The 22,545-nt window shown below is 44.0% G+C and carries 17 protein-coding genes and 2 pseudogenes; 10 read left to right on the top strand and 9 right to left on the bottom strand.

Going from position 1 to position 22,545, the window contains the following annotated elements; all coding sequences use genetic code 11:
• Positions 1–499: 499 nt before the first annotated feature.
• Positions 500–2,044, bottom strand: coding sequence for a site-specific integrase (locus tag OA34_RS07990; RefSeq protein ID WP_039674180.1), 1,545 nt, complete (start codon positions 2,042–2,044; stop codon positions 500–502).
• Positions 2,045–2,400: 356 nt separating this feature from the next.
• On the opposite strand from OA34_RS07990, the gene OA34_RS07985 reads away from it, so the two are divergent.
• Positions 2,401–3,354 (top strand): lipid A deacylase LpxR family protein, encoded by a 954-nt coding sequence (locus tag OA34_RS07985; RefSeq protein WP_039674178.1) that lies wholly within the window; start codon positions 2,401–2,403, stop codon positions 3,352–3,354.
• Positions 3,355–3,525: 171 nt separating this feature from the next.
• Entirely contained in the window at positions 3,526–6,009 is a 2,484-nt protein-coding gene (locus OA34_RS07980) for an efflux RND transporter permease subunit (protein ID WP_039674176.1), read from the top strand.
• 63 nt (positions 6,010–6,072) lie between these two features.
• On the opposite strand, the gene OA34_RS07975 is transcribed toward OA34_RS07980, so the two are convergent.
• Positions 6,073–8,325: a TonB-dependent receptor gene (locus tag OA34_RS07975; protein ID WP_039674174.1), complete on the bottom strand. Its 2,253-nt coding sequence runs from the start codon at positions 8,323–8,325 to the stop codon at positions 6,073–6,075.
• A gap of 352 nt (positions 8,326–8,677) precedes the next feature.
• Between OA34_RS07975 and OA34_RS07970 the strand changes: the two genes are divergently transcribed.
• The 5 genes and pseudogenes from OA34_RS07970 to OA34_RS13920 form a co-directional block, all read left to right on the top strand.
• Complete coding sequence (locus OA34_RS07970; protein ID WP_039674172.1) at positions 8,678–10,033, top strand: TolC family protein; 1,356 nt, start codon at positions 8,678–8,680, stop codon at positions 10,031–10,033.
• A complete protein-coding gene (locus OA34_RS07965) occupies positions 10,030–11,220 on the top strand; it encodes an efflux RND transporter periplasmic adaptor subunit (RefSeq protein WP_039674170.1) in 1,191 nt (396 codons plus the stop codon). The genes OA34_RS07970 and OA34_RS07965 overlap by 4 nt, the downstream gene beginning before the upstream one ends.
• A complete protein-coding gene (locus OA34_RS07960; protein ID WP_039674168.1) occupies positions 11,220–11,930 on the top strand; it encodes an ABC transporter ATP-binding protein in 711 nt (236 codons plus the stop codon). Before OA34_RS07965 ends, OA34_RS07960 begins: the two co-directional genes overlap by 1 nt.
• Positions 11,927–12,646, top strand: a pseudogene (locus OA34_RS13925) (ABC transporter permease); the annotation flags it as partial. The gene OA34_RS07960 and the pseudogene OA34_RS13925, both read left to right, overlap by 4 nt.
• A gap of 138 nt (positions 12,647–12,784) precedes the next feature.
• Positions 12,785–13,147, top strand: a pseudogene (locus OA34_RS13920) (ABC transporter permease); the annotation flags it as partial.
• 25 nt (positions 13,148–13,172) lie between these two features.
• Here OA34_RS13920 and OA34_RS07950 read toward each other — a convergent pair.
• Both OA34_RS07950 and OA34_RS07945 read right to left on the bottom strand, forming a co-directional pair.
• Positions 13,173–13,802: a LysE family translocator gene (locus tag OA34_RS07950; RefSeq protein ID WP_286682923.1), complete on the bottom strand. Its 630-nt coding sequence runs from the start codon at positions 13,800–13,802 to the stop codon at positions 13,173–13,175.
• Between the two features lie 45 nt (positions 13,803–13,847).
• A complete protein-coding gene (locus OA34_RS07945) occupies positions 13,848–14,660 on the bottom strand; it encodes a helix-turn-helix transcriptional regulator (protein ID WP_039674165.1) in 813 nt (270 codons plus the stop codon).
• Between the two features lie 46 nt (positions 14,661–14,706).
• Here OA34_RS07945 and OA34_RS07940 point away from each other — a divergent pair, with 46 nt between their 5' ends.
• Both OA34_RS07940 and OA34_RS13680 read left to right on the top strand, forming a co-directional pair.
• Positions 14,707–15,381: a tetratricopeptide repeat protein gene (locus OA34_RS07940; protein WP_039674163.1), complete on the top strand. Its 675-nt coding sequence runs from the start codon at positions 14,707–14,709 to the stop codon at positions 15,379–15,381.
• An 89-nt stretch (positions 15,382–15,470) separates the two neighbouring features.
• Positions 15,471–16,613: a hypothetical protein gene (locus OA34_RS13680; protein WP_286682922.1), complete on the top strand. Its 1,143-nt coding sequence runs from the start codon at positions 15,471–15,473 to the stop codon at positions 16,611–16,613.
• Positions 16,614–16,637: 24 nt separating this feature from the next.
• On the opposite strand, the gene OA34_RS07930 is transcribed toward OA34_RS13680, so the two are convergent.
• From OA34_RS07930 to OA34_RS07910, 5 genes are all read right to left on the bottom strand, one after another.
• Positions 16,638–17,813, bottom strand: coding sequence for a diguanylate cyclase (locus OA34_RS07930; RefSeq protein WP_039674161.1), 1,176 nt, complete (start codon positions 17,811–17,813; stop codon positions 16,638–16,640).
• A gap of 236 nt (positions 17,814–18,049) precedes the next feature.
• Entirely contained in the window at positions 18,050–19,180 is a 1,131-nt protein-coding gene (locus tag OA34_RS07925; protein WP_039674159.1) for a cytochrome d ubiquinol oxidase subunit II, read from the bottom strand.
• On the bottom strand, positions 19,180–20,709 hold the full coding sequence (locus OA34_RS07920; protein ID WP_039674158.1) for a cytochrome ubiquinol oxidase subunit I: 1,530 nt from the start codon (positions 20,707–20,709) through the stop codon (positions 19,180–19,182). Before OA34_RS07920 ends, OA34_RS07925 begins: the two co-directional genes overlap by 1 nt.
• Positions 20,706–20,921, bottom strand: coding sequence for a DUF4492 domain-containing protein (locus OA34_RS07915; RefSeq protein WP_039674156.1), 216 nt, complete (start codon positions 20,919–20,921; stop codon positions 20,706–20,708). Before OA34_RS07915 ends, OA34_RS07920 begins: the two co-directional genes overlap by 4 nt.
• A gap of 18 nt (positions 20,922–20,939) precedes the next feature.
• Positions 20,940–21,332, bottom strand: coding sequence for a DUF6858 family protein (locus tag OA34_RS07910; protein WP_039674154.1), 393 nt, complete (start codon positions 21,330–21,332; stop codon positions 20,940–20,942).
• Between the two features lie 325 nt (positions 21,333–21,657).
• Between OA34_RS07910 and OA34_RS07905 the strand changes: the two genes are divergently transcribed.
• Positions 21,658–22,500, top strand: a complete 843-nt coding sequence (locus OA34_RS07905) for a mechanosensitive ion channel family protein (protein ID WP_039674152.1) — start codon at positions 21,658–21,660, stop codon at positions 22,498–22,500.
• Positions 22,501–22,545: the final 45 nt, after the last annotated feature.

The following is a 22,545-nucleotide window of genomic DNA, read 5'->3' as shown; positions in this document are numbered from 1 at the left end:
TTTGATTTTTTGATTTTTTTTGTCTTTGATACTTAGATTTTTTCTTACAACTCTCAGAACAAAATCTTTTATTGGATTTTCCAATAATTTTGTTGCAGCACTGTGGATTTTCACAAAATCTTGTCTGGGTTCTTAGTAGTATTGTAGTTGTATTGTCTTTTGTCTTGAACCAACTTTTAAACCATTTCATAATTTTTTGAAACATTTTAACTCCTTCACTATAATTTTTAGGATATTTTTTACCCTTTTACCCTTTTTCCCCATATTGCAGGGAAAATTGAGAGGATATTTTTTACCCTTTTTTTAATTATAGATTGAAAGTTGAAAAAAATGAGATTTACTATAAAAAAGTTTAAAAAAGTTTGGAAGTGATTAAAATTATTTTTTGAGTAGAGTAGTTTATATTTGAGAAATCACTAAATAACACCTTTACAAAAGCCCCTAAACCCCTTTTTAAAGGGGTAGGGGTTGGGGGTGTTGGGGATGCCTTTGGGGTTGGTTAATAGGTGAATGTGATTTGATTGATACAATCTATTAGTTTTTCCTCATTGATTTTACCTCTGTTATAAGTAGTTTGAGTGACATCTTTTTTGAAAGAATGACCCATGAGATATTTTTTTGTTTTTTCTTCACTCATGGTGTGTACTTCAATTTCTTGGGAAAAGTTTTTTCTAAAAGAATGAAAAGTTTTATATTCTTCATTCACAATTTTTGTTAAGTGTCTTCTAACTTGTCTACCAATGTTATCAACTTCTCTTACTGTGTTTCCAGTAAAAAATAGGTACTCACCATGATTTTTTTTCTTTTGTTCTTCAATAGTATTAACTAAATTAATGTGAATAGGCACCATTCTTGAGTGTTTTTTCTTACTTGTATCTTTGAGGGTTATATAGATAAAATTGCCTTCAATATCATTTTTCTTGATAGATAAAACCTCTCCAATTCTCATTCCAGTGTAAAGTGCAAATTTACACATATTTAAATAAGGTTTTGGCATTTTAGAATTAAAAATATTGGTTAGTTCTTCTTGTGAGTATTCAATATAGGAATTGTCTTCCTCGTCTTCTTTGAGTGATTTTATATTCTTTAATGGGTTGTCTTGAAATATTTCTTCATAAATTAAATAATCAAAAAATAATCTATAAGTACTCATGTGGTTATTGACTGTTTTACTGCTAAGTGTATTATAATCTTCTGTTTTTTTTAGTTCTAAAACTTCATTAAAACTCTTATCATAATACTTTTTATACTTGAAAAAGTTAGCTGGCAATTCTTGTAGTTTTTTTTGAATATCTTTAAAAAAAGAAAAGTTAAAAATTGTCTCTTGTGTCATAAAATATTTGAGATAGTTTTTTGCAGAGGCATATGACTTTCCAGAGCTTTTAGATATTTTGTCACTCTTGATTTTGTACTCTACAAAATCATTATAATATTTATCAAAATCTTGTGAGATTAATAAACTTTTTTCAATTATTTCACTGTCTTTGTTTGGTTGGGTGTTAGTGCTTTGATTTGAGTTGATAGTGTCAAGTTTTTGCAATATCTCTTCAAGCTCATTTTTCTTTGCTATTTTGTAGGTTGTTTGTTCTATTAATTGTTTTTCTTCTGCTATTGCTTTTAACATACTTGGGTTTCTTTTGAGAGTATGGGTAGCAATTTCAAAGATTTTTTCTAATTCTTCACCTGCAAACTCAAGATTAGAACCTATTTTTGCTTCAATGATTTTTTTATGCTTGTTTTCTTCTGCCATTTGTATAAACTCCATATCTTCCAAAAGGTTTAGCTCTTTTTTGAGGACTTTTGCTTGAATTATATCTTTTGTGTGAAGTGATACCCTATAAGTTTTTTTATTTATAGTTCTTCTGTAATAATAGTTGTTTTTAACTCTGTACAATCTTAAACTGTCATAGTTTTTAATGTTATTTTTGCTAAAATTGACATAGCAGTTTTTCTTGGAATTGGTAAGAGTGGCTATTTTTAGGGGTTTTGAGAGTGAAGTTGCTTCCCCTCCCTCTCTGTCCGCCACCATGTTTTTATTCCCCATAAATAGGCACTTTGAGACAGTCGAAATTTTACTGTGCCCAAAACGTTACGTAACTTGCTCAAAAATGTTGCTCTTTTTCGATTCTTTAGCCCTCTGCAATACCGAGCATATTTTTAGAGTATCATTGAACGGAGTTTATGACCCAACAGATTCGGCGTTTAATATTTGCATCATTCTTCCCTATAAGATAATTACACATATTTGCTCACAATTTCTAATACACAATATCATCCCGGTAAAATTGTACCCAAGCCTTGAGGCGTGTTGAATGAGGGCAATTTATAGTGTATAAGTCTGAAAATAGGACTCTTGGGATATAATTTAGCTTTTAAAATGTTCAGCATGTTAGGTAACGAATGAAAAAAAATATCTTGACTGTAAGTTTGGCGGTTTTAATATGCTCATGGGCACGAGCCGATACCGTTTCTTTGGTTTTGGAAAACGACGCTATCGTGGGGCAGGATCATCATTATACCAACGGAATGTATATGACGTGGATGAGTGATGCCGATACGACGTTTCCGGATCTTTTGAGTTTTATCGATTTGGGGCAGAAAAATGTCGCTTTGTCACTTTCGCATGCGATATTTACTCCCGAAAATAAAGATATCCGTACGCGAGATTTAGATGATTTACCCTATGCGGGTTATCTTGATTTCAATTTTCTCGCGTATAAATCTTCCGCCAATGTTTTCCATGAGGTTGGACTTAATGTAGGAATGGTCGGACCTTCTACGCAAGCCGATACCCTGCAAAAGCGTTTTCATACCGTCTTTAGGTTCGATAAGCCCGAAGGCTGGGACAATCAGCTTCGAGATGAATTTTTGTACGGCGCGTCGTATCAAATAGGGTATAAAACCGATCCCGTATCGCTCGGTGATTTAAGTCTTGATTGGACGACGAACGCCAAAGCCGATCTTGGAAATTTTTATACCGGAGCGTTAGCGGGTACGACGTTGAGGCTTAGCAGCAAAGCAATGCGTAGTTTCAGTACGGCGGGAAATTTTATCGGTGCCAACGAAAGCGCTCTTCTTAATTACGAACCGCAAAAGAGTTTTACGTGGGCCGTGTCTTTGGGGGTATTTTACAATAAATTTCATACCTACTATTTAATCGACGAGGCAATCGATGAAGGGTATCGACTCGATAAGCTTGACGATATGGTCGGCGAAAAACTCGCTTTAGATCTTTTATGGGCAGATGTTAAACTTTCGTTTTACCTCAAATCGGTCGATACCGACATGAAAGGAACGAAGCATTCGAGCAATGAGCAAACCGGCGGCATCGGTCTTGTTTGGAAGTGGGATTAAACCTCGGCGTCGGTCTTTCAAGAGCATTGCTTGTTTAAGACCGACGTTGCGTATTTCCTATAAGTTAATTTAGGCTAAAATACCGCAAAATCACAGGGCTCGTCACCATTTTCGCCTCTTTTGAAGCCCAATTATCTTACATGTCACGATTTAGAAACGAGAGTTCATAATATGATCAAACTGTACATTCATTTTATTACGACGTATTTTAAAGTCGTTTTGCTTGCGTTAGCAATTTTAACGGGCATTTTCGGATATTATGCCCGCGATTTGAGTATCGACGCTTCGGCCGAGACGTTGCTTTTGGAAAACGATCAAGATTTAAAGTTAACGCGGGAAGTTCACGGACGTTATATTAGTCCCGATTATCTCGTTATTTCGTTTAGCCCGAAAGCGTATTTGCTGGACGATACAACCCTTAAGACGATTCAAAGTCTTAAAAACGATTTGCTCCAAATTGAAGGCGTTGAAAGTGTCACGTCGCTTCTTGACGTTCCCTTATTGCAAAGTCCGCCGCAAAAAGTTCAAGACGTCGTCTCCAACGTACGAACGATCGCTACTTCCGACATCAATAAAAGTATGGTTCAAGAAGAGCTGACGACGAGCCCTTTGTATGCCGCTAATCTCGTAAGCCGTGATTTTAAAACAACGGCCGTGGTGGTCAATCTCAAAGACGACGCGCGGTATACGGAGCTTTTGGGTAAGCGTAACGAATGGTTGACGCTTTCGCAGGAACGTGCTTTAAATGCGGAGGAAACCCGAGCGTTTGAGTCCGTAAAAGCCGAGTTTAAAGCCTACCGCGACAGTTCGCGCGAGTCGACGCACCAACTGATCGTTAACGTTCGAGAGACGCTCAAGCCCTATCAGCCGACGGGCGAGCTTTTTTTAGGCGGCGTCATGATGATCGCGGACGATATGATTCATTTCGTTAAAGACGATATCGCTATCTACGGCGGGGCTATTTTGGTCATTATGCTTTTGGTGCTTTGGGTCATCTTTAGGCAGATGCGCTTTGTCGTGCTTCCCATCGTCGTATCGTTCGTCGCCGTTGTCGTAACGACGGGAATTAACGCACTTTTGGGTTTGGAAGTGACCGTCATCTCTTCGAATTACGTCGCGATGCAGCTGATTACCACGCTTTCGTTGGTTATTCACTTGATTGTGTGTTACCGCGAAGAGTACGCGCTTTATCCGAATGCTTCGCAACAAGAATTGCTCGAAATTACGTTGGGTCGGATGAGCGTTCCTTCCGTATTCGTTATTTTAACGTCCGTTGCGGGATTCGGTTCGTTAATGACATGTGATATTTTACCGATCATTGATTTGGGAAATATGATGAATATCGGCGTGACCGTTTCGTTGATCGCCGCGTATCTGCTCTTTCCGGCGATGATGATGTTGCTCAAAAAAGAGCCTCCGGTATTGACTTTCGATCATCTCTTTACGCTCAACCAAACGTTCGCCCGCATTGTCGAGCATCACGGGAAAATCATTATTACCGTCGTGATCGGACTTTTTGTCTTTAGCGGATACGGCGTTACGCACCTTGTCGTAGAAAATAGTTTTATCAACTATTTTAAAAAAGGTACCGAAATTTATAAAGGTATGGATAAAATCGACAATAATTTAGGCGGAACGACACCGCTTGAAGTGGTCGTAAAATTCCCGAAAACGGCGGAAGAAACGACGTCAAATTCGAGTGCGGCAACGCCGATGGATAGTTTTGAAGCCGAATTTAACGCTATGGACGACAAAGCGCAGTATTGGTTTACCGCGCAGAAAATGGAGACGATTTTAAAAGTACACGACTATTTGCTCTCATTGCCCGAAGTCGGGCATGTTTCCTCTTTGGGGACACTCTCTAAAGTCGGACGTATTTTAAAGGACGGAAAGGATTTTGACGGCGTAGAGTTGGCGCTTTTGTACAACCAACTTCCCGAAAAAGACAAGCGATTGCTGATTTCGCCTTTTGTCAATATCGAACATAACGAAGCGCGCTTCGTGATTCGCGTCGTGGACTCCAATCCGAATTTGCACCGTAACGAACTTTTAGAGCGTATTCAAACCGAGTTGCATACGAAAGTCGGTTTGGAGGTCGAGAATTATAAATTAGTCGGTATGATGGTGCTGTACAACAATATGCTTCAATCGCTTTTCAGCTCGCAAATTTCAACCTTAGGCTTTGCACTGCTCTCTTTGGGCGGTATGTTTTTATTTTTATTTCGTTCGTTTAAAATCGCGACGGTTGCGATGATCGTCAATATGGTTCCCGTGAGTGTTATTTTCGGCATTATGGGAATTTTCGATATTCCTTTGGATATGATGAGCATTACGATTGCCTCGATCGCTTTGGGTATTACGGTGGACAATACCATTCATTACTACTACCGCTTTAGAGAAGAACTTGCGCGTGATGGCGATTATGTCGCTTCGATGCATCGTGCGCACGGTACGATAGCGTTCGGTATGTTTTACTACTCGTTGGCGACGATTATCGGATTTTTGGTTTTGGTTACGTCCAACTTCATTCCGACGCTGATTTTCGGTCTTTTGACGGTACTTGTTTTATTGGTTGCCATCGTCTCGGATTTACTTTTCTCGCCGTTTTTGGTTCTCTTTTTCAAACCGTTCGGCAAGCCTAAGCTCAAGAAGTAGCTTACGCATTTTTGAGAGCACTTTGCCTCAACATCATGACATGTAAGGCAAAGTGAACGCATTTTAGAATTTAAGCGTAACGCTTACGTAAGCACCGAAAGGCGCACCTGTTAAGTAAGAGGTGGTTACACCGTCGGCAGAAAGAGCATTGTCCGGGGTAATAATGGACGCAATGTATTCTCTGTCCAAAAGATTGACCAGATTTAACTGTACGTTACCCTCTTTAAACCCTTGTATTTTAGGTAATTTGTAATCGACGTTGAAATCGACCGTCGTAAAAGAGGGAATCTCTTCCGTATGATCGACCGTTCCGTATCTGCTTGCCGTGTAGCGAACGATCGGCGTAAATTTCCAACTTCCGATTTTATACGTCATTGAACCTTTAAGTCCGTGCATCGGAGCGTCGGGAACTTGATTGTTTTTAATAGACGTCGTAGCGGTTGCCGTTGTTTGGAACTCGTCGGTATAGTAGTAACGATTGTAAAACGCACTTGCCAAGAAGTCGAAATGTTCGCTCAACGCACCGCTAATCGCAAACTCGGCACCGTAGCTGGCAGCATCGATGCTATTGGTCGGGTATTTGACGCCGTATTGCGTGTCGTAAACGGTGGCTTGTTTACCGGAAACTTTGGTATAAAAAAGATTTGGTGCCAAGACGATGTCGCCTACTTTATACTTAAGCCCGATGTCGAAGTTATCCGAGATCTCTAACTCTTGTTTATCCCATAATTGTTGAAGCGTAACGTGTTTCCCGACATACGTCGCGCGTCCGGAGATATACGAAGGGAAGAGGTTTACGTCGTATCCGTAGCTTCTGCCGTAATCAAAATAGATTTCAGTATTAGGCGTGAGTTTATAGCCTAAATACGCACTCGGTAGCCATTCGGTAAAGGTTTTAGCAGCGACGCTCGACCACGGATCCAGTGCGACTTGTCCCAATGCCGTATCGTAATCGGAGCTGATCGTCGAACCGGTTGCATTGGCACTATGGCTATTGATTTTTGCCAAGGTGAAGTCAAGATAGCGTAATCCGAAAGCGTAACTAAAGTCGTTAATATCGCCGCTTAGTTGTACAAACGGTGAGCTAAATTTGTGAGAAGACTCTTCGGCTAGCATTCCCCAGCCGTTGTATTTGAGTGCTCCCGTTGATGTTACGCCGTAGACTCTACGACTCGTCGGGGGTCCGGGTAAGTCTTGTTTCCCGTACCAGTAACCGATTTTCATCACCATCTCTTCAATAATCGGTATTTCGTACGCTAAAACCGCTCCGTAACGTTCGTGATCGATTAGCCATTGCGTAACGGGTGAGGTTGTAGGGCTTGTCGGAGTATTGGTAAACCAATATTCGCCTTTATCTTTTGAATAATACGGTTTGAAGCTTAAAACAGAGTCGTTGGCAAAGCGGTATTCGAAGTTGGCGGTTACGACATCATCGGTGAAAGATTGTCGGTTCCAATCGTAATAGTTCGCATTTTTCGTTGTCGGATATGCGGTATTCCAATCTTTTTTAGAGTACATGTCAAGATTTTTTGCTTCAGCGTAAGAAAGACTATAGTAGTTATGGTGATCGTCTTCGCTATGAACGAAAAAGAGCTCGCTTTTGAAATTGTCGTTTGGCGTATAGGTCATACCCAACATAACATTGGTTCGATCCAGATCGCCTTCGCCTTTCCATTTGTCGCCTGTGGTTTTAGAAACCGATCCAAAAGCCGAAACGTCACCCATTTGACCCGTATCAAAGCGTAAAAAGGTGCGTAAAGCGTTATCCGAACCCACCGTTTGAGAAACCGTCGTTTCCATCTCTTTTTTCGGTCGCTCGACGATCATATCGACTTTTCCGATGAGGTTTGAAAAACCAAGACTTTTATCGGCGGGCATGTAGCCTTTGTACAAATCGATCCATGCGATATTTTCCAAATCGAACATCGTTTTCCCGCCGCCCGGATTTCCGCTGATCGGAAGCGATTCTAACATGTAAACGCCGCCGGGACCCGATTGGCTTTTACCGCGGATACGTAAAGGATCGTGGAACGATGTCTCGTTCGATCCGAAGACTTCTGCCGGTTGATAATCGACCGAGGGCGACATACCGACGACTTTGAGTGAGGACATACCGATCGGTCCGCTGTAAAGCTCGATGGCGTCTTTATTGTAACCCTGAGAATTTATATTCTCTTTACTTTGCGTTTCAAATGCCGTAGCACTTCCCGTCTTTCCCGTCGCGACGACTTCTCCTAGCGTGTACGAATCTTCTCCGTGAAGCGTACATGCGGCGACAAGGCTCAGCACGAATGCTGCTTGTACCTGTTTTTTCATTACAAAGAACCCCTAACTTATGTATTTTTATATATAACGCATAACAATCGAATCATGGTTGATCGCCTCTTTTGATCTTGCGCACGTAAAGGGTGAATGTTTAAAAGCGTGGATACCCGAGACGTTCAGAAAAGAAGGTTTATTTTACTCTATATTAATAATAATATAACGGTATAGTAAAATTTCTTTCGTTAAGATGTCCTTAAACTTGTAAACGTACCATACGAGCAATGCCTGATAATGCAAGAAAGATTCCGTGCCTGCTTGATACGATAAAATCGCTTTGTAAACAATGCATTAACATTTCAATGGCTATAATTACGTAAATTGAATTCGTGTATGGGATGTGCCGATGCGTTTATATGGATGGGGATTCGTACTTGTCGTAAGCTTAGCGTATGCAAGCGATAACGATCCTTTTGAAACTCACAAATTACTTCCTCCTTCTTCCGTGCTTTCGTGTGAAAATGTCGATACCAAGCGGACGTTATCCCTTGAAGACGTCGTCAATCTAGCGTTGTGTCGCAATCCGCAAACGCAAATTGCATGGCAGTCGCTTTTGTACCAAGCCGCACTTGTCGGACAAGCCAAATCTTCGTTTTTACCGACGATCGATGCGACGGGTTCGAGTGCTCAAACCGAAAGTTCCGAAAAATACTCTTCGGGACGCGTCGATAAAGCGGCGTTGGAACTTTCGTATTTACTGTACGATTTTGGAAAACGCGATGCTAACGAGCAAAGCGCACAACAACTTTTAAATGCCGCCGCCGCCTCAAACGACGGTACCGTTCAGGCGGTTTTTTTAGAAGCGTTGCAGGCCTATTATTCGCTTTTTGGCTCTAAAGCTTCTTTGGACGCGGCCGTTGAAGCGGAACGTTATGCCAAAGAGAGTTTGAGTGCCTCCGAAGTTCGACTTCGCGTCGGAACGGCAACACAAGCGGATATGTTGCAGGCAAAAACGGCGTATTCGCAAGCGGTATTGACGCGTATTAAAGCCGAAGGCAACCTTCGAAGCGCGCAGGGAACATTGGCATCGGTTTTAGGGTTCGCTCCCGATACGAGCGTTGCGTTGTTTGAACCCTCTATGAATCCTCCGACGCACGATTTTGAGAAAAACGTCCATGCTATGATGGACGAAGCACAAATAAAACACCCCGATCTTTTAGCCGCCGAGGCAACGATTAAAGCCAAGGAAGCCGACGTTAAAGCCGCTAAAGCCGACGGGAAGCCTTATTTTTCGCTCAGCTCTTCGATCGGACATACCGATTCAAAAATCAGCGATCAAGATTCACGCGTATCGACGATCGGGCTGTACGTTACGATTCCTATTTTTACGGGATACGCTACCAAATATAAAGTCCAAGCCGCGAAAGAGCAATTGCTTTTGAGTAAAGCGCAATACGAAAAAACACGCCAAGACGTTGCTTTGAACGTTTATCAAACGTATCAAACGCTTGTAAGCGAGACGCAAACGATTCAAGCAAGTCAAGATACGCTCATCAGTGCCGAAGCCTCGCACAACGTCGCGTTAGGGCGTTACAAAGCGGGCGTGGGCTCTATTTTGGATCTTTTAAGTGCTCAAAGTGCGCTTGCCAACGCCAAGCAAGAGTACATTCAGGCTTTGTACAATTGGTATATCGAAAAAGCAACGCTTGCCAAAGCGATCGGCGTCTTAAATTTGTCAGCGATTAAAGGAGAAAACGAATGAAAAAATACCTCTGGAACCGATGGACGTTTTTTCTCCTTCTCATCGGAGTAACGATCGGTGCTTACATGTGGTGGCAACGCTTTCACGATATTCCCGTAGAAGCGAAATACAAGTTTCAAACGATTACGCAAGGCGATTTGACGCAAACGGTCTCTGCCAACGGCACGCTTAACCCTTTGGTTCTCGTTACGGTAGGATCGCAAGTCTCGGGGAAAATCATTCGTTTATATGCCGATTTCAACGATCGCGTTAAAGAGGGGCAAGTCCTTGCCGAATTGGATCCGGCACTGTTTGAGGCGCAATTGGCGCAAAGCGATGCGAATTTAAAAAGTGCGCAAGCTTCCTTAGAACTTGCCGATGCCAACTTAAAACGCATGCGTGAATTGTTCGCACAGGCGTATATCTCCAAACAAGAACTCGATGGCTCGATCCAAGCGCAAAAGGCCGCACGTGCCGCCGTGGATTTAGCCACGGCGCAACGCCAAAAAGATGCGACGAATTTAGCGTATACCGTCATTAAATCGCCGGTTTCGGGTGTCGTGATCGACCGTCAAATCGATGTCGGGCAAACCGTTGCGGCAAGCTTACAAGCTCCGACGCTTTTTAAAATTGCTCAAGATTTAAGGCAAATGCAAATCGACTCCAGCTTTGCCGAAGCGGACATCGGGCGGATTAAAGAAGGTCAAAGCGTCAATTTTTCGGTCGATGCTTTTCCCGATCGCATCTTTCAAGGTACGGTCAAGCAAGTACGCCTTAATGCGACGACAACCTCTAACGTCGTGACCTACGACGTCGTCGTGACCGTTGAAAATCCCGAAGAAATTTTAGCACCCGGTATGACGGCATACGTGAACGTCGTATTGGCACAACGTCAAAACGCTCTTTTGGTTCCCAACGCGGCGTTACGCTATAAACCGACGAGCCTTAAACCCAAACCGATCGGCACGGATGCTAAAGGAACGGCTTTAACGCAACATAAAGATAAAAAAGAGAAAAAGACTTCTACGGTGTACATGTTAGAGAACGGGTTACCGAAGCCTATCGAGGTTAAAGTCGGCATTACGGATAATCGTTTGAGCGAGATTATTAGCGATGAGCTTCACGCAGGCGATCAAATTATCGTGGAAGAGGTCAAAGACGCTTCGGCAAAAAAGGTCGCAACACCGCCGATGGGAAGGCCGTTTTAATGGCTGAAGTCATTCGTATCGAAGCGTTAACGAAAAATTATCATACCGATGCTGGCGAAGTCTGTGTGCTAAAAGGTGTCGATATTACGATTCAAAGCGGCGAATTTGTGGCGATTATGGGACCTTCCGGTTCGGGAAAATCGACGTTTATGAATATTTTGGGATGCTTGGATAAGGCAACGTCTGGAAACTATTTTCTTAACGAAACGGATACGACGACCTTGGATAAAGATGCACTTGCGTCGCTTCGCAATCATGTCATCGGTTTTGTGTTTCAAGGCTTTAACCTCTTAGCACGTAAAAATTTGATCGATAACGTCGCTTTGCCTTTAGTGTACGCCGGTATTGGTGCTAAAGAGCGCAAAGTACGCGCACTTGAAGTGCTCAAAAGCGTGGGGCTCGAAGCGTACGCAACCTATCTTCCCAATCAGATTTCAGGCGGTCAACAGCAACGCGTCGCTATTGCACGCGCACTGATCAATCGTCCGAAATTGATTTTAGCGGATGAGCCGACGGGAAATCTGGATACGAAAACCAGTCAAGAGATTATGGATCTGTTTTGCAAACTCAACGATCAAGAAAAAATTACGATCGTTTTGGTTACGCACGAACCGGATATTGCCGCGTATTCCAAGCGTTTGGTCAATTTTGTCGACGGACGCATTCAACACGACGGATTGACCGAACATTTTCAAGCGAGTCTCGTATGATTTTTATGATGTTGCAAGAGGCATGGAGTGCGATGAGTGCCAACCGTTTGCGGACGTTTTTAACGATGCTCGGTATGGTCATCGGCGTAGGGGCGGTTATTTTGATGTCTTCCATCGGAGCCGGAACGCAAGCAAAAGTCAAAGAGTCGATTGCATCGATGGGAAGCAACTTGTTTATCGTTTTGGCAGGTTCGATGACATCCGGAGGCGTTCGTATCGGAAGCGGCGGGGTTCAAACCTTGAAGATGAACGACGCAAGTGCGATCGAGGAGCTTTCCGGTATTAAAGCCGCCGCTCCGGTCGTTCCGGGTACGGCGCAGCTGGTGTATCAGTCTTCCAACTGGAATACGCAAGTTTCCGGAACGACGCCGGCGTTTTTCGAGGTACGGGATTGGCCGAGCGAAGAGGGAAGCGTCTTTTCCGACTCGGACGTCAGAAGTGCGACGCGTGTCGCGGTACTCGGTAAAACCGTCGCGACCAATCTGTTCGGCGACGAAAATCCCGTCGGGAAAACGATTCGTATCAAAAACAGTCCGTATATCGTTTTGGGCGTGCTTGCTCCCAAAGGACAGAGTTTGGACGGGCGCGACCAAGACGATACGGTGATGGTTCCGATTACGACGGCGCAAACCAAGTTATTCGGAAGTCAGTTTAAAGGCGTTGTGCGTTTTATTATGGTGGAAGCGGTTTCGGAGAGCGTGATGGATAAAGCCGAAGAGGAGATGCAAGTCTTGTTGCGCGAAAATCATAAATTGCGACCTAACGCCGAGGACGATTTTACGATTCGCAACTTAACCGCACTTGCCAATACCGCCGCAGAGACGACCAAAGCGATGTCGTTGATGTTGGCGGCGATCGCTTCAATTTCGTTGCTGGTCGGCGGTATCGGCATTATGAACATTATGCTGGTTTCCGTGACGGAGCGAACGCGCGAGATCGGTATTCGTATCGCAATTGGAGCCAAACAGCGCAATATTTTGCTTCAATTTTTGCTTGAAGCCTTGATGATCTCCATTATCGGGTGTTTGATCGGCGTGTGCGTCGGAATCGGCGGAGCGTACGGGGTGGGTGCCTTTTTCCCTATCAGCGTCGTGATTACGCAAAGCTCGATCGTCATCTCCTTTTTGGTGGCAACCTGCGTGGGCGTCTTTTTTGGATTTTATCCCGCGCGAAAAGCGGCGAATTTAGAGCCGATCGAGGCGTTGCGCTATCAATAGCGTTTTTGCAAATCTACAAAAATATTTACCCTATCGTGAAAGCAATGAAATCTCGGTAAAGGTGCCAAACGCTAAAAGCGATTAGCACCGCTCCGATGATTTTTTGCACAATATGCAGGTACGCAAAGAAGCGAGACTGCTTGGCATGGGCGAAAAATACCGCAACGCTCATGTCCCACGCCACTAACATCGCCGTCATCCATACCGCGTAAAAAAGCTTGACATGTAAAGACGTTTCGGGCTTGATAATCGTAAAAAGCAACGAGAAATAAAAGAGAATATTTTTGGGATTGAGCAGTGCCGACAAGACTCCTTGGACAAAAAGTTTGAAAGCCATTGTGACGTTGAAGCGCGTTTTACGATCGAGTGCGGGTGCGGGCGCGAACAGTAAGAGGCATCCAAGGTAGCCTAAAAAAATAGCACCGCCCGTTTCGACGAAGCGAAGTAGCGTCGGGTACGTGCTTAAAAATTCATGCCCGATATAGGCAAGTGCGATGTAAAAAGCATTGCCGGAGGCGATACCCAAGCAACTCCACCACGCTTTGCGATACCCGTGCGCTAAAGCGTGTTTGACGATGAGAAAAAAGTCTTGTCCCGGACTGAGAAGTGCTAAAAAATAAAGAGAGGTGAGGGTAAAAAATTGCGGTTCGAACATAGGGTTCCTTTTTTACATGTAAGTATAAAAAAAACCCGTCAAATATTATTGTACGAAATTGACCTGATACTCTTTGGGCGTCAGTGCGGTACGGCGTTTGAAAAAGCGGTGAAAATGGCTTTGATCGCTAAAGCCGCAGTATTGCGCGCACATCGCGATCGAAACGCCTTTTTGCAACAACTCTTTGGCGTGTTCGATACGTTGATCGAGTCCGTAGTGCTTGGGCGTACAACCGTAAGAGGCTTTGAAACGACGCAACAGAACAAAAGGGTTGTACCCGAAACGTTGCGCGAGGTTTGAAAGGCTTAAAGGCTCGTCGATGCGACTTTCTAAAAAGCGGGCAATTTCACGCATCGAAGAGGGCGTTTCGTTGGGGAAATCGGGTTCGCTGTAGAGCCATAAAAATTCTCGAAGCCATACTTCGAGCGCATGCACATGAAGTGTCGTATAGCTCTTTAGGAGCGAATCGATCAGACGTTCAAACGTTTCGCATAAGCGTTGATGAAACACTAAGGGTGTGCGAAGCGGAAGTAGGGTTTGGGTTGGGCCGAAAAGTTCGGATTGGATTTTGAGGCAAAATGCGGCGTCGAAATAGACCATCACGTAGCTACGTCGGGTGTGCTCTATCGGATTGCACGCATGTTGCGTATGCGGTTCGATCAGTGCAAGGGCTCCTTTTTGCAGTAAAAACGCTCCTTGCGGAAGCCTAAAGCGGGTTTTCCCTTCTAACATGTAGCCGATCGAGAGGCTTGAGTGAGCGTGGGATTCGTAAGCTCGGTCGCTATGCAGCGTTTGGCGTATTTGGAAAAAAGGTGCTTTTGCATAATGCACGGTGAGGGTTTGGGTAGGATTATTCATAAAAGTATTGTAATATAATAATCCAAATGAAGGCAAGGAGAAGAGGATGAAACCATGGATAGCGATGTGCTTTTTAGCTTCCGCACTGTTTGCTTTAGACTTCAACCGAGAGAGTTATTTTCAAAACTTGTGCGATCAAAACGACGCGAAAGCTTGCTTGGCGTTAGGCGCGATGTACCATGTGGGCGACGGCGTCCATCAAAATTTCCCCAAAGCAAGAGAGCTTTACACCAAAGCATGCCAGCTTGAACTTGCCGAAGGGTGTACGCACCTTGCTTACATGTACGAAAACGGCCATGCCGGAATTCATCCCGCTAAAGCACTCGATTTGTATGCCAAAGCCTGCGAAATGGGCGACATGAGCGCATGCGCGAGCGTGGCGAAATTGTACGAAAACGGTGTCGGTACCGACGAAAATATGCAAAAAGCCGTGGACTATTACGACAAAGCCTGCGAAGCCGCCGATGCGAAAAGTTGCGCACATTTGGGTACCTTGTACGAACAAGACGGCAACGACGCGTATGCGGTTTTGTATTATCAAAAAGCGTGCGACGCAAACGACGCATCGACATGTACGAATCTTGGGATGATGTATTTAAGCGGAAAAGGCATCAACGTCAATGAAAAAAAAGCGTACCAACTGTTTCAACAAGCATGCAGTTTAGGTGACGAAGCGGGGTGCAAAAATTATGAGAGCATGAAAAACGCCCAATGGTATTAATCGCTAAAAAGATGTATGCCGCTACAATTGAGGCTCATTAACTTTTTCGATCGGTCGATATTAGAAAAAGATTTTCTAAAGGAGTATTTGTGAGCCTCACGATTTCCTCTTCTCTCTCACAAACGGAAACATACAAAACTCCTAGAGTAAAGCTCAGTATGCGAGAATTGGAAGCACTCAAAAAACTACCGACCGAAATATCAACCGAAGGCGAAATTTACGCTTCGGTAGCATTTTCTTCCCACAAACTTTCTCTTGCCGAGCTCAAAAATGAACAATTGGTCGTCGATACATCAAAACTGACGTACGTGAGCTATTCCGACAGTAAGAAAAACGAACCTAACCGTACCGTAGTGATCCGCGATCCCGAAAACAAAAATGCGTATATGACGCTTGAACTTTCAAAAGCCAATGTCGAAAGATTGAAAGAAAAATTTGACGGAGAGAACAACTTTTTCGAGCGCAGTGAGGGCGTTTTACGCCTCAATGGAGAAGCGGAAGCATTTGTCGCAGGATGGTTGCACAATATCGCGATAGATCGTAATTATGCTGCGTCCGATACCGACGGAAACGGGTTGATCGAAAAGGATGAAGCTAAAACGTTGACGATTGGATTTGAACGCCAGACGAACTACGATTATATCGGCAAAAAATTGGTGAAGATCTCACTTGGATCGGGAGCTCATTATCGTGCTTTAGATTTGACGCCTGACGCTCATAGTCTTTTTGTAGATACCGAGGCAAGCGAGCAACAAAACGGAAAAAGTAGTGCCGCTTCTGCCCAATACGTCGCGTTTGAAAACAGTATTGAAAAAGAGTTGGAACATACGCTTATGATGGATACGAACCTTGACGGGAAAGTGACGTTGGAAGAAGGATTGCTTGATAAATTCGGACAAAATTACCGCAAAAACGTTTTGCGCGATATGAACAAATTTCATCAAGATTTGTTAGAAAAGTATGCGGATTTGAACGATGATACCAAGCTACAAAATTACGATTTCGGGCTTTATAAAACGATTTCTCGCGAGGATGAAGAAACATTACGTGCACAGATGCGCCAAGATTCCTTAAAAATAAGCACGGAGTCTTTACTCGACGCTACGCGTAACAATACTCAAACGATCTCTGATATGTTCGAACAACTTCAAAAGCAAACTTCCGAAAATCCCTATGAATTCAAGCCTGAAGGGTACGGTTTTCCTTTTGATCTTGCCGATTTTCGCGGTTGAGCGTTCAGCGTAATAATGCCTCGCTTAAGGGTTAAAAACACGGTGATCCTTGTGTTTATCGGCGTACATGCGCTCGTCGGCAAGGCGGATGAGGGCTTCGACGTCGTTGGCGTCGATCGGGTATAATGCCGCTCCGACGCTGGTGCTGCTTGTGATTTCGACGGCGTTGATCGTGTAGACTTTTTTCAAAAGGGCTTTAAGCGTGAGCATCGTCTCTTCAAGCACCGTATAGCTATGGCACTCTCTCAGAACGACGATAAACTCGTCGCCTCCCAAACGTCCCAAGCACGCAGATTTCGGTAACGTAGGTTGCATCGTTTGAACAAAACCGATCAAGAGTTCGTCGCCGAACGCGTGTCCGTACGTATCGTTGATCTCTTTAAAATAATTCATATCGAGCAAAATAATACCGAACGTGCGACGCTCTTTTCGTAAAGCATCGATGAAGTTTTCGATGTAGCGTCGATTCCATACGCCGGTGAGGTGGTCGTGGTATGCGAGGTATTCGATGCGTTTTTTGGCTTCGGCGGATGCAAGAATTTCGTCTTTGAGTTTTTCGTTTAAGACGATAACGCGTACGGCGGTTTTAGCGTTGACGAGTGCTTTGAGAAATAAAACCCCTTCGCACAGCATAAAAATGGCCGCCAAGATCGCAAAAAACGGGTCGTCGGTTTTGAAATATTCGCTGACTAACGTGGCTTCAAAGGGCAAAAGCACGCCTAAAAAATTGATGCAAAACTGCATGGGAATCAGGCTAAAACTTAAAAACCCGATATGCACGAAAGTCGACATCGCGATATACGAAAGCGTGTACGCCAATTTGGAGGATTCGGGCATTAAGGGAATAAACAGACCCCAAACCAATGCGATACCAAAGCTAATGCCCAAACGCTTCGCGATCAAGATACCGACGTTTTGAGGAGTTAACGTCACAGCGTGAACCTGTTGTTCATAGTGAAACAGCACGATGCCGAGTGTGCTAAGTGCCAGCGACCAGAGCGTAATTAAGGTCCATGAAACCTTAAAAAAGTCGAGTAAAACGACGCCGATAATAAGGCCGAGAAAAAGCGATAAAAGGCTGATCTTGGTATGGCTGAAATAGATTTTGGCGCGTTCAAGATTGATGCGATCGTTTAAATCGTTTGAGTCGATTTCCGACCGAGGCGCACCGAAAAAAATAAGGGAATGGAGGATGCTCATGAGCATCGTATTAAAAAATAAGGATTCATAGGTCGGATAGTAGCACGTGAATGCTTGATGTAAGATATGGTTTAAAAAATAATCTCGAAAAAGTTGAAAGAAGCATCTAAGCGATGCTTCTTTATTGGCTATTTGAGGTGCTTCAAATTAAAACGAACAAAACGGTAAGCGGCAAAAATGACGATCGGCCATGCGATAAGCCATAGAATCGATGCGGTATAGTCCATACTTTCTCCTTAATAATGATGCGACGCCGGATCGGTCATTTCGGCTTCGTCGATGTGTTTTCGATCCATTGCGTACCATGCGTAAGCGATGTAAGATAAGACGAAAGGGATCAAAAGTGCAACGTAACTCATCGCAACGAGCGTATAAAAACTGCCGCTGGCGTTTTGGATCGTCAATGAACTTTGAAGCGACGAGAGCGAGGGATAAAATGCCGTTTGGTTTAATCCCGCGAGTAAGAAAACGGACGTAACGGCAAGGACGATACCCGTTCCCATAAGCTTAATCGCTTGCCGATGCGCTTTGGCGATTCCAAGATAAAGCGCGACGAGCACGAAGCTAACGCCGAGTACGAGCATCAAAGCGACAAGCGGCATCGCAAGAAGGTTGTCGAAATATTTGAAAGCGACGATGAATACGACGCTGTTGTCGTCGTAGCCGTAACCGTCTTTGAGAAAAAGCCATGCTAAAAATCCGAGAAAGAAAGGCAAAAAGAAAAGCGTATTGCGCAAAAGCATCGATTGAATTCTTACATGTAAGGTTTGAGACGCGATATTGCTTAAAAAGTAAAGTCCGGCACACAACCTTGCTAAAAAGAAAAGGGCAAATGCCAAAAGATAATTTTGCGGTACGAACAGGGCTTCAAGACCCCGAAACGAGCCTTCCCACCGGACGAAGAAATTTTCGTCGAGACGGAACGACGCCCCGCTAAAAAGCGTGCTTAACGCAACGCCTATGAGTATTACGCCGAGCGAACCGTTGAGGTATAAAAATACCTCGTAGGTTTTTTGCCCTAAAAAATTATGGGGCTTTTTGCGGTATTCGTAACTGACGGCTTGGACGATGAAACAAAACAAAATCGCAAGCCAAACCCAGTAGGCGCCTCCGAAACTCGTGGCGTAAAACAGCGGAAATGCCGCAAAAATCGCACCGCCGAAAAGAACGAGCGTCGTAAAGCCCAGCTCCCATTTACGTCCTAAAGAGTTGACGAGCATGCTCTTTTCGGTTTCGTTTTGCGGAAGGCTAAACAACAAGGTTTGACCGCCTTGAATAAAGAGTAAAAAGGCAAAAATGCCGCCTAAGAGACTAAGAATCATCCACCATAATTGTTGGAGGTGGATATACGAGAGCGTTTCAAACATCAGTGACCTCCGTTAGGACCGATAGCGATTTGCTTCAGCATAATTTTAATTTCGGCAATCAGCAACGCCGTAAACAAAAGTGCAAATAAGCTAAACGAAAGCGCGATATTTCCGCTTCCTAAATGCGTCGCGGCAATGTGCGTGGGCATCAGATCTTGAATCGCCCATGGTTGTCTGCCGACTTCGGCGACGATCCAACCCGCCTCGGCGGCAATATAGCCTAAAGGGATGCTCCAAAGAGCGGCGTAAAGAAGCGGTTTTTGGGTTTGAACGTCGCGTTTGAGCGTCAAGAAAAGCGTTAATGCAAAAAGGACGATAAACCACATGCCAAGAGAAACCATGATGTGAAAACTGTAAAACGAAAGGGCGATCGGCGGTACGATTTGTTCGGGTTTTTCAAAATACCCGTAACCGAAATCTTTCATATGTGCTTGTAAAATCGCTTCGTGCGTCTTCATCGCCTCCGTATCGTTTTGTGCTTTGGCGGTTCTAAAATCGCTTAAAGCATGAAGTGCGATCTTCCCGCTATCGATGCGTTCTTGAGCCGAGGGGAGTCCGTGTGCCGCATTGCCGTAGACCAAATCTTCCAATCCGGGAACGAAAGCGTCGACGTTTCGATGTCCGAGTAACGATAACATGTAAGGCAGTTCGATATCGCCTAAAAATTCGTGTGCATCGTCTCCGAGGCGTTTATCGGGATTTAAAATGCCAAACGCGATAATCCCCGCACGCGACTCTCCTTGATACAATCCTTCCATTGCCGCCAGTTTGACCGGTTGGTGTTGTGCGACTTGGTATGCACTCTCATCTCCGCTAATCGTTAAAAAAAGAGAGGTTAAAAGTCCAAAAGACGCGCCTACGACCAAAGAGCGTTTGGCAAAAAGCACGTCGCGGTTTTTGAGTAAAAACCATGCCGAAATTCCGATAACGAAAAGCGCGCCGATGACGTAACCGCTAGCAACGGTATGCAAAAATTTGGCGATAGCGACGGGAGAAAAAACGACGTCGAAAAAATTTGCCATCTCGTTACGCGCAGCGGCGGGATTAAAATGCATACCGATCGGATACTGCATCCAACCGTTGGCGACTAAGATCCAAAAAGCCGAAAGATTGGAGCCTACGGCGACAAGCCATGTTGAGAGAAGGTGAAATTTGGGACCGACTTTATTCCAGCCGAAAAACATCACGGCAAAAAAGGTTGATTCCATGAAAAACGCCAAAATGCCCTCGATTGCTAAAGGTGCGCCGAAAATATCGCCGACAAACCATGCATAATTTGCCCAGTTCGTCCCGAACTCAAATTCCATAATCAATCCCGTAGCGACGCCGATGGCAAAGTTGATGGCAAAAAGACCCATCCAAAATTGCGTGATCTTCTTCCACGCACTCTCTTTTGTGGTAACGTAAATCGTCTCCATAATCGCAATGATAAAACTCAATCCCAACGTTAAAGGAACAAATAAAAAATGGTAAATCGCCGTCAACGCAAACTGAGCGCGACTCCAATCGACCGAAGCTAGCTCACTCATCGGCTCTCCTTCGTAAGATTTTCTAAAACAAAATCACTCCGCTCCTCGTCGTTTGAAAAGCGCGTGTGCAAGGTCGTGTTAAAGAACAAAAGCTTAAACACGACCGCCATAATCAACAATTTGACGAAGAGAATTTTCCAAAGCGTTTTGCCGAGGGTTAAGTGTGCAAAACCCTCTTTATAGAAGTCAAACAAAGCAAATAAAAGGCGCATGGATTTCTCCTAAAGTTCTCAGGCGACGTTGATCAGCGATTTGACCCAGCTTTCCATCGTTGCGTGCATTTGTTCTTTGGGAGCTTCGAGAAAATCGAGAATAAAACGCTCTTTCGTTTCGCAAATGCCGATGGAACGAGGGCGAACCGCTAGAATTTTAGAGTTCGGAATCGCTTGTCCAAAGCAAAAAACAAGATTTCTAGCATCAAGAATTTCCGGAGCGATTTCCCCTTCAAGGCTTTTGGTATGCTCGTAATTGTTAAAAACGGCAATAAATTTTGCAATCGGATGGGCTTCGACTTTCGCTTTTAACGCCTCCAAAATAGCCTCGATCGTATCGTATTTACACTCGCTCTTTTCGATACTCAAACTAAAGATCGGGTATTTGTCCATGTAAACGGTTTTTGTCATATTTTTTCCTTTTTATAGATTTATTTGATTAGAATAATAATTTATTTTAATTAATAAAAACCAGACGATTTGACTCTAGCATGAAATATTCAGATATTTTTTATCCTTTTACATATGTTCATTTCATTTCGAAAAAAACGTTAAGAGAGAGTATGCTATGCTTTGGGTATTGAAATAAACCTTTTCACCCTAAAATTTGCAAGATGTCGGATAAAAAGCACCGAAGGTGCACGGGCACTCTGCGTGAGAGAACCCAGTGTTAACGTAGCGTTTAGAGCTTAGCTCTAAAGGCGTGTCAAAAGATAATAAACTGAAGGAGAACGAAGTGGAACACGAACTTAAAAGCCTTCAAAAAGTCTACGGCGTCGTGATCGAGTTTTTGACGCAGTACAGTTTCCAGCTTATCGGTGCGCTGATCGTCGTCGTGATCGGATGGTTCGGGGCAAAATACGTTTACGCGCTTTTGATGCGTTTGTTTGCGAAATATCGCTTGGATATGACCTTGGCGCGCTTTTTAGCGAACGTCGCCAAAGTATTGGTTTTAACGGCGATGATCGTAATTGCCTTAGGCAAAGTCGGTATCTCGATCGCACCTTTCGTTGCGGCAATCGGCGCAGCTTCGCTCACGGCCGGATTGGCGTTGCAAGGAAGCGTTTCTAATTATGCCGCGGGTGTTTTGCTGATCGTTTCGCGCCCGTTTAAAGTCGGCGATACGCTCTTGGTTGCAGGCGTTTACGGCGTGGTGGAGGAGATTAAGCTCTCGTATACGATGCTTCGTAACGAAGACGAAGAGCTCATCAGCGTTCCTAATAAAAAGATGATCGGCGATATTTTGGTTAATTCGTTTGAGGAACGAGTTGTTGAGAGTCGATTGTTTCTGCCGTACGAAAGCGATCCGCTTAAGGCGATTGCGTTGATTCAAACGACGCTCAATGCTTGTCCCGACGTTTCACAAACGCATCCACCCTTGGTCGGCATCGCGCAATTGGCGCAAGGCGCGATTGAAATCGGACTTCGTTATTGGGTTCCGACGAAGCGTTATTTTAAAACGCAATACGACGTTAATTTGGCGATTTATCAAGCGTTGCGAGACGAAGGCATTGCCGTTTCTTACCCGAAACACGAAATTCAAATCGTAGGAGGTACGTTTGATCCCCAAAAAGTATGAGTTTATCACCTTTGCTTTTTTGATATCTTTTTTTATGACCCTTTT

The sequence above is a fragment of the Sulfurospirillum sp. MES genome, assembly GCF_000789415.1.
Classification (GTDB): Bacteria; Campylobacterota; Campylobacteria; order Campylobacterales; family Sulfurospirillaceae; genus Sulfurospirillum; species Sulfurospirillum cavolei.
The sequence above is the reverse complement of the archived record's forward strand: the minus strand, read 5'-3'. Positions and strand labels throughout refer to the sequence as shown.

Bases quoted from the DNA above. Each gene is read 5' to 3' on its own strand.
- OA34_RS07990 (WP_039674180.1), bottom strand. From the start codon at position 2,044: ATGGGGAATAAAAACATGGTGGCGGACAGAGAGGGAGGGGAAGCAACT.
- OA34_RS07985 (WP_039674178.1), top strand. From the start codon at position 2,401: ATGAAAAAAAATATCTTGACTGTAAGTTTGGCGGTTTTAATATGCTCA.
- OA34_RS07980 (WP_039674176.1), top strand. From the start codon at position 3,526: ATGATCAAACTGTACATTCATTTTATTACGACGTATTTTAAAGTCGTT.
- OA34_RS07975 (WP_039674174.1), bottom strand. From the start codon at position 8,325: ATGAAAAAACAGGTACAAGCAGCATTCGTGCTGAGCCTTGTCGCCGCA.
- OA34_RS07970 (WP_039674172.1), top strand. From the start codon at position 8,678: ATGCGTTTATATGGATGGGGATTCGTACTTGTCGTAAGCTTAGCGTAT.
- OA34_RS07965 (WP_039674170.1), top strand. From the start codon at position 10,030: ATGAAAAAATACCTCTGGAACCGATGGACGTTTTTTCTCCTTCTCATC.
- OA34_RS07960 (WP_039674168.1), top strand. From the start codon at position 11,220: ATGGCTGAAGTCATTCGTATCGAAGCGTTAACGAAAAATTATCATACC.
- OA34_RS07950 (WP_286682923.1), bottom strand. From the start codon at position 13,802: ATGTTCGAACCGCAATTTTTTACCCTCACCTCTCTTTATTTTTTAGCA.
- OA34_RS07945 (WP_039674165.1), bottom strand. From the start codon at position 14,660: ATGAATAATCCTACCCAAACCCTCACCGTGCATTATGCAAAAGCACCT.
- OA34_RS07940 (WP_039674163.1), top strand. From the start codon at position 14,707: ATGAAACCATGGATAGCGATGTGCTTTTTAGCTTCCGCACTGTTTGCT.
- OA34_RS07930 (WP_039674161.1), bottom strand. From the start codon at position 17,813: ATGAGCATCCTCCATTCCCTTATTTTTTTCGGTGCGCCTCGGTCGGAA.
- OA34_RS07925 (WP_039674159.1), bottom strand. From the start codon at position 19,180: ATGTTTGAAACGCTCTCGTATATCCACCTCCAACAATTATGGTGGATG.
- OA34_RS07920 (WP_039674158.1), bottom strand. From the start codon at position 20,709: ATGAGTGAGCTAGCTTCGGTCGATTGGAGTCGCGCTCAGTTTGCGTTG.
- OA34_RS07915 (WP_039674156.1), bottom strand. From the start codon at position 20,921: ATGCGCCTTTTATTTGCTTTGTTTGACTTCTATAAAGAGGGTTTTGCA.
- OA34_RS07910 (WP_039674154.1), bottom strand. From the start codon at position 21,332: ATGACAAAAACCGTTTACATGGACAAATACCCGATCTTTAGTTTGAGT.